Origin of the sequence: Occallatibacter sp., assembly GCF_049802275.1 — a bacterium.
Taxonomy (GTDB): Bacteria; Acidobacteriota; Terriglobia; order Terriglobales; family Acidobacteriaceae; genus Telmatobacter.
Genome location: NZ_JBARMD010000272.1, coordinates 1 through 1,952 on the forward strand (window position 1 = coordinate 1; position 1,952 = coordinate 1,952).

General features: G+C 59.3%; 2 protein-coding genes. Both read left to right on the forward strand.

What is annotated here, in order from left to right:
* Positions 1–65 precede the first annotated feature (65 nt).
* Positions 66–545, forward strand: a complete 480-nt coding sequence (locus WA354_RS09450; protein ID WP_472812760.1) for a carboxymuconolactone decarboxylase family protein — start codon at positions 66–68, stop codon at positions 543–545.
* A gap of 65 nt (positions 546–610) precedes the next feature.
* Positions 611–1,952: succinate dehydrogenase (quinone) flavoprotein subunit (gene sdhA / locus WA354_RS09455; RefSeq protein WP_472812761.1), on the forward strand; the 1,342-nt coding region annotated here is incomplete at its 3' end.

The following is a 1,952-nucleotide window of genomic DNA, read 5'->3' on the forward strand; positions in this document are numbered from 1 at the left end:
CAGAGGCCTTCAGCCTCTGAATCCAGCCACAAAACAAAAGGGCTTCAACCCCGGACAAAGCATCAATGCCGAGCACCGCAACCACCAACGCGCGTATCGATTACAAGGCCTTCCAGGACATCGTCCCTGAAATAGGCACCGGCATGGCCGCCATCAGCCACGCCCTCCGCAAATCCGGCATCGAGCCCGATCTCATCGAAATCCTCAAGATCCGCGTCTCGCAACTCAACGGTTGCGCTTTCTGCGTGCAATACCACCTCAACGACGCCCGCAAGCTCAACGTCCCCGCAGCCAAACTTGACCCGCTCGCTGCCAGGCGCGAAGCCGGCATCTACTCACCGCGCGAACGCGTCGCCCTCGACTGGGCCGAACGCGTCACTCTCCTCGCCAGTCACCACATCGACGACGAAACATACACACGTGTCTCAGCGCATTTTTCTGAACGCGAAATTGCGTTCCTGACAATGGCCATTGGCCAAATCAATTTTTGGAACCGGGTAGCGGCGCCTCTTCGCTTCACCCCGCCAATCCCCACTGGTTCCTAATATTTCGTTTTTTGGCTTCTGGCTAGGCGCTAGAAGCTAGTAGCTGGCTTTTGAGAAAGGAAACAATGGCAGCACCCAGAATCATCGTAGTTGGCGGAGGTTTGGCCGGGCTCGCAGCAGTCATCAAAATCGCAGAGGCAGGCGGAAACGTCGACCTGTTCTCCATCGTCCCCGTCAAACGATCCCACTCGGTCTGCGCCCAGGGCGGTATCAACGCTGCCAAGAATCTCAAAGGCGAAGGCGACACTACCGACAAGCACTTCGACGACACCATCTATGGCGGCGACTTCCTCGCCAACCAGACACCCGTCAAGGCGATGTGTGAAGCCGCCCCAGCCATCATCGACTTGCTCGATCGCATGGGCGTTCCCTTCAACCGCACCCCTGAAGGTCTTCTAGATTTCCGCCGCTTCGGTGGCACTCTCTATCACCGCACCGCCTTTGCTGGAGCGACCACCGGCCAGCAACTCCTCTACGCGCTCGACGAGCAGGTCCGCCGCTACGAGTCCGACGGCAAAGTCAAAAAGTACGAAGGCTGGGAATTTCTCTCCTCCATCATCGACTCCAAAGGCGTCTGCCGCGGCATCACTGCGATGAACCTCCGCACCATGGAACTCCGCGCATTCCCCGCCGACGCAGTCATCCTCGCCACCGGCGGCGTAGGCGCGCTCTTCGGCAAGAGCACCAACTCCGTCGTCTGCACCGGATCTGCGCAATCCGCTGTCTTCCAGCAGGGCGCCTTCTACGCCAACGGCGAATTCATTCAAGTCCATCCCACGTCCATACCCGGCGAAGACAAGCTCCGCCTCATGTCCGAGTCAGCCCGTGGCGAAGGTGGCCGCGTCTGGGTTCCACGCACTCCCGGCGACAAGCGCCCCATCAAGCAGATTCCCGAGTCCGATCGCTTCTACTTCCTCGAAGAGTGGTATCCGAAATACGGCAACCTCGTTCCCCGCGACGTCGCCACCCGCGCCATTCACAAAATCGTCTATGAGCACGGCCTCGGCATCGACGGCCAGCCCATGGTCTACCTCGACCTCACCCACATCGACCGCGAAACGCTGAATCGCAAACTCGAAGGCATCCTCGAAATCTACGAGAAGTTCGTCGGCGACGATCCGCGCGAAGTCCCGATGAAGATCTTCCCAGGTATGCACTACACCATGGGCGGCCTTTGGGTTGACTTCAACCAGATGACCAACATCCCCGGTCTCTTCGCCGCAGGCGAGTGCGAGTATCAATACCACGGCGCAAACCGTCTCGGCGCAAATTCCCTCGTTAGTTGCATCTTCGGCGGATTCAGTGCCGGCCCAATCGCCCTCAACTACGCAAAAAGCCTGCCTGCGCTAGAAGGGGATGGCGGAGCCGCAGCCGAACTAGCTCGCCAGGCCGAGATGAACAAGCAAC

Coding starts and splice junctions, on each gene's coding strand:
- WA354_RS09450 (WP_472812760.1), top strand. CDS start 66: ATGCCGAGCACCGCAACCACCAACGCGCGTATCGATTACAAGGCCTTC.